The following is a 5,093-nucleotide window of genomic DNA, read 5'->3' as shown; positions in this document are numbered from 1 at the left end:
CACATGACCCCGCCCGCCCCCGGCCGTTTCCGCCTCGCCTACGGCACCAACGGACTCACCGACCTCCGCCTCACCGACGCCCTCGCCCTCCTGGCCGACCTCGGCTACCAGGGCGTCGCCCTCACCCTCGACCACATGCACCTGGACCCCTGCGCGCCCGGCCTCGCCGCCCGCACCGCGGCCGTCGCCCGCGACCTGGAACGCCGCGGGCTCGCCGTCGCCGTCGAGACCGGGGCGCGGTACATCCTCGACCCCACCGCCAAGCACGGGCCCAGCCTGCTCGACCCCGACCCCGCCGCCCGGGGCCGCCGCACGCGCATGCTGACCGACGCCGTCCGCGTCGGCGCCGACCTCGGCGCCACCGCCGTCCACTGCTTCAGCGGCCACCTCCCGCCCGGCACCGACGAGGACGCCGGCTGGGCGCGCCTCGCCGGCGCCCTCGCCCCCGTCCTCGACGCCGCCGCCGACGCCGGGATCCCGCTCGCCGTCGAGCCCGAGCCCGGCATGCTGCTCGACCGGCTGGCGGCGTTCCACCGCTTCCGCCGCGAGGCCGCCGACCACGAGGCCCTGCGCCTGACCCTGGACATCGGCCACTGCCACTGCCTGGAGCCCGACCCCGTCCCCGACTGCGTCGCCGCCGCCGCGCCCTGGCTCGCGCACGTCCAGATCGAGGACATGCGCCGCGGCGTCCACGAGCATCTGCCGTTCGGCGAGGGCGAGATGGACTTCCCGCCCGCGCTCGCCGCGCTGGCCGCCACCGGCTACGACGGGCTGGTCTCCGTCGAACTGCCGCGCCACTCCCACGCCGGACCCGAACTCGCCCGCGGCTCCCTCACGTTCCTCCGGCACGCCACCAGGAAGGCCGCGGCGCCCCGGGAGGCCACCCCGTGCTGAACGACACCGACCTCGCCGGCCTCACCCCCGAGAGCCGCGCCTGGCTGGACGGCGTCCTCGGAACCGACGGCTGGGAGGCGGCGTTCACCGCCGCCGGACGCCACGTCGGGCGCGCCCGCGCCGACGCCGCCCGCGTCGCGCTGCTGCGCGCCGCCCACGCCGACGCCGCCACCGTCACCCGCCTCTACCAGCGCGGCGACGCGGCCGAACGCCGCGCCGTACTGCTCGCCCTCCCCGAACTGCCGGTCGGCGCCGCCGCGTTGCCCCTGGTCGAGGACGCCCTGCGCGCCAACGACCCGCGCCTGACCGCCGCCGCCCTCGGCCCCTACGCCGCCCGCCACCTCGACCAGCACCTGTGGCGGCACGCCGTCCTCAAGTGCGTGTTCACCGGCGTCCCCGTCAGCGCCGTCGCCTCTCTCGCCGACCGCGCCGACGCCGAACTCGCCCGGATGGCCTCCGACTTCGCCGCCGAACGCACCGCCGCGGGCCGCCCGGTCCCCGACGACGTGCGCCACATCCTCGCCCTGGCCCCGCCCTCCTCACCACCGTCCTCACCACCGCTCTCACCACCGCCCGCGCAGGAGGCGTGATGCGCATCTTCGACCCCCATATCCACATGACCTCCCGCACCACCGACGACTACGAGAAGATGCGCGCCTCGGGCGTGGCCGCCCTGGTCGAGCCCTCCTTCTGGCTCGGCCAGCCCCGCACCTCGGCCGCCTCGTTCGTCGACTACTTCGACGCCCTCCTCGGCTGGGAGCCCTACCGCGCCGCGCAGTACGACATCGCCCACCACTGCGCCCTGGCCCTCAACCCCAAGGAGGCCAACGACCCGCGCTGCACGCCGATCCTCAAGGAGCTGCCCCGCTACCTGGAGAAGGACAGCGTCGTCGCGGTCGGCGAGATCGGCTACGACTCGATCACCCCCGCCGAGGACGAGGCCCTGGCCGCGCAGCTCGAACTCGCCGCCCGCCACGGCCTGCCCGCCCTCGTCCACACCCCCCACCGCGACAAGCTCGCCGGTCTGACACGGACCCTCGACGTGCTCGCCGAGTCCGAACTCCCCCCCGAACGCGTCGTCCTGGACCATCTCAACGAGACGACCGTGGACCGCGCCGCCGACAGCGGCTGCTGGATGGCGTTCTCCGTCTACCCCGACACCAAGATGGACGAGCGCCGCACCGTCGCCGTGCTGCGCCGCCTCGGCCTGGAGCGCATGCTCGTCAACTCCGCGGCCGACTGGGGCAAGAGCGATCCGCTCAAGACCCGGAAGGTCGGCGACGCCATGCTCTCCGCCGGGTTCACGCACGACGACGTCGACCGCGTGCTGTGGCGCAACCCGGTCGCGTTCTACGGCCAGAGCGGGCGCCTCGACCTCGGCGACCGGGACCGGCCCGAGCTGTTCGAGGGCAACTCCATCGCCCGCGGCGCCCCGGCGGGGCGGTGACCGCATGCGCTTCGCGCACCCCGACGGCTCCACCGTCCACCTGGCGTACTGCACCAACGTCCACCCCGCCGAGACCCTCGACGGCGTGCTGGCCCAGCTCCGCGACCACTGCGAGCCGGTCCGCCGCCTCCTCGGCCGCGACCGCCTCGGCATAGGGCTGTGGCTGGCCCGCGAGGCGGCGGCCGACCTGGTGAACGACGCCGAGGCCCGCCGCGTCCTGCGCGGCGCCCTCGACACCCGCGGCCTGGAGGTGGTCACCCTCAACGGCTTCCCCTACCGCGGCTTCGGCGGCGAACGCGTCAAGTACGCCGTCTACACGCCCGACTGGACCAGCAGGGAGCGCCTGGACCACACGGCGGACCTGGCCGCCATCCTCGCCGACCTGCTGCCCGAGGACGCCGCCGAGGGCACCATCTCCACCCTGCCGCTGGCCTGGCGCGAGCCGTTCACCCCGGCCCAGCGGCAGCGGGCCCTCGGCCACCTCACCGAGCTGTCCCAGCGGCTCGACGACCTCGCCGAGGCCACCGGCCGCTCCCTGCGCATCGCGCTCGAACCGGAGCCCGGCTGCACCGTCGAGACCACCGAGCAGGCCGCCGACGTCCTCACCGGCCCGGGCGCCCCGCCCTCCCACCGCGTCGGCGTCTGCCTGGACACCTGCCATCTGGCCACCCAGTTCGAGGACCCCGACCGCGCCATCGAGGGGCTCACCGGGCGCGGCGTCCCCATCGTCAAGTCCCAGCTCTCCGCCGCCCTGCACGCCGAGCACCCCGGGCGCCCCGCCGTCCGCTCGGCCCTCGCCGACTTCGCGGAGCCCCGCTTCCTGCACCAGACCAGGGAACGCGTCCGGACCAAGGTCACCGGCAGGGACGACCTGGACACCGCCCTGTTCGGCCCCGACCCGCTGCCGGGACGCGGCCCCTGGCGCGTCCACCTCCACGTCCCGCTGCACGCCAAGCCGACGCCGCCGCTGACGTCCACGCTGCCGCAGCTCACCCGCGCCCTCACCCTGCTGGTCGGCGGCGAACACCCCCTGACCCACCACCTAGAGGTCGAGACCTACACCTGGCAGGTGCTGCCGCCCGCGCTGCGCCCGCGGACGCCCGCCCAGCTCGCCGAGGGAATCGCGGCCGAACTCGCCCTCGCCCGCGACCTGCTGACCGGCCTCGGCCTGAAGGAGCTGACATGACCCGCCCGCTCGTCGTGCTGAACGTGGTGGGCCTCACCCCCGCCCTCCTCGACCACCTGCCGCGCCTCGCCGCCCTGGCCCGCAAGGGGTCGAGCGCGCCGCTGACCACCGTGCTGCCCGCGGTGACCTGCTCCGCCCAGGCCACGTTCCTCACCGGCACGCCGCCCTCCGACCACGGCATCGTCGGCAACGGCTGGTACTTCCGGGGCGTGGGCGACGTGCTGCTGTGGCGGCAGCACAACGCGCTGGTCGAGGGCGAGAAGGTCTGGGACGCTGCCCGCCGCGAACGTCCCGGCTACACGGTGGCCAACGTCTGCTGGTGGTACGCCATGGGCGCGGACACCGACTTCACCATCACCCCGCGGCCCATCTACTTCGCCGACGGCCGCAAGGAGCCCGACTGCTACACCCGCCCGGCGGAGCTGCACGACGAACTCACGGGCGCGTTCGGCGCGTTCCCCCTGTTCACCTACTGGGGGCCGACCGCCTCCATCGCCTCCTCGCGCTGGATCGCCGCCGCGGCCCGCCACCTGCTGACCACCCGCCGCCCCGACCTCACCCTGGTCTACCTGCCGCACCTGGACTACGACCTCCAGCGGTTCGGCCCGCACGGCCCGGAGGCGAAGGCCGCCGCGGCCCAGCTCAACGACGAGATCGCGCCGTTGCTCGACGCCGCCGAGACGGCGGGAGCCCGGGTCATGGTGCTCTCGGAGTACGGCATCACGCCCGTCAGCCGCCCGGTCGACATCAACCGGGAGCTGCGCCGGGCCGGTCTCCTGGAGGTCTACACCCAGGCCGGGATGGAGTACCTGGACCCCTGGGTCTCCCGCGCGTTCGCCGTGGCGGACCACCAGGTGGCCCACGTCTACGTGCGCCGCCCCGAGGACCTGCGCCGCACCCGCGAGGTGCTGGCCTCGCTGCCCGGCGTGGACGAGGTGCTGGACGAGACGGGCAAGAAGAGCGCGGGCCTCGACCACGCCCGTTCCGGCGAACTGGTCGCCGTGGCCGAGCCGGACGCGTGGTTCACCTACTACTACTGGCTGGACGACGCGCGCGCCCCCGACTTCGCGCCGACGGTGGAGATCCACCGCAAGCCGGGATACGACCCGGCCGAGCTGTTCTTCGACCCGGCCGACCGCCTCGCCAAGCCCCGCGCCGGCCTCGCCCTGGCCCGTAAGAAGCTCGGGCTGCGCTACCGGATGAACGTGATCCCCCTGGACCCCTCGGTCGTCAGGGGCAGCCACGGCCGCCTCCCCGAGGACCCGAACGACGCCCCGATCCTCCTCTGCTCCGACCCCGAAGCACTGACCGGCGCCCCCGTGGCGGCCACCGCCATCAAACAGCTGATGCTCGACCTCTCCACCTGACCCCCAGCCCCCCGGGGGGGGGCCGGGGGGCTGGGGGGGGTGCCCCTTCTTTTCCCCTTCTCGCTGGGGGGGCGCGAGGTCGGGGGGCCGCTTGGGGGGCGGCGGGGGACGGGCCTGCCCCGGGGCTCAACGGTGATTGCGGTGGTCTACCCCATCCTCCCCCCCCCTGGTGCCCAGGGGAGCCCGCCCCTGTTCTCCC

The 5,093-nt window shown here is 75.0% G+C and carries 5 protein-coding genes; all 5 read left to right on the top strand.

Annotated elements, in window-relative coordinates; all coding sequences use genetic code 11:
- The first annotated feature begins 3 nt into the window (after positions 1 to 3).
- The 5 genes from ADY01_RS32450 to ADY01_RS32430 are packed head-to-tail and all read left to right on the top strand — an operon-like array spanning position 4 to position 4,894.
- Positions 4 to 894 carry a sugar phosphate isomerase/epimerase family protein gene (locus ADY01_RS32450; RefSeq protein WP_063784447.1) on the top strand — a complete coding sequence of 297 codons (891 nt, stop codon included), beginning with the start codon at positions 4 to 6 and terminating at the stop codon, positions 892 to 894.
- Positions 888 to 1,484: an EboA domain-containing protein gene (locus tag ADY01_RS32445; RefSeq protein ID WP_049580324.1), complete on the top strand. Its 597-nt coding sequence runs from the start codon at positions 888 to 890 to the stop codon at positions 1,482 to 1,484. Before ADY01_RS32450 ends, ADY01_RS32445 begins: the two co-directional genes overlap by 7 nt.
- Positions 1,484 to 2,341 carry a TatD family hydrolase gene (locus ADY01_RS32440; RefSeq protein WP_049580323.1) on the top strand — a complete coding sequence of 286 codons (858 nt, stop codon included), beginning with the start codon at positions 1,484 to 1,486 and terminating at the stop codon, positions 2,339 to 2,341. Before ADY01_RS32445 ends, ADY01_RS32440 begins: the two co-directional genes overlap by 1 nt.
- A 4-nt stretch (positions 2,342 to 2,345) precedes the next feature.
- Complete coding sequence (gene eboE, locus ADY01_RS32435; RefSeq protein ID WP_049580322.1) at positions 2,346 to 3,527, top strand: metabolite traffic protein EboE; 1,182 nt, start codon at positions 2,346 to 2,348, stop codon at positions 3,525 to 3,527.
- Positions 3,524 to 4,894, top strand: coding sequence for an alkaline phosphatase family protein (locus tag ADY01_RS32430; RefSeq protein WP_049580321.1), 1,371 nt, complete (start codon positions 3,524 to 3,526; stop codon positions 4,892 to 4,894). Before eboE ends, ADY01_RS32430 begins: the two co-directional genes overlap by 4 nt.
- Positions 4,895 to 5,093: the final 199 nt, after the last annotated feature.

The organism is Streptomyces sp. SBT349, from assembly GCF_001083795.1.
Classification (GTDB): Bacteria; Actinomycetota; Actinomycetes; order Streptomycetales; family Streptomycetaceae; genus Streptomyces.
This window is presented reverse-complemented; position numbering and strand designations above follow the sequence as displayed.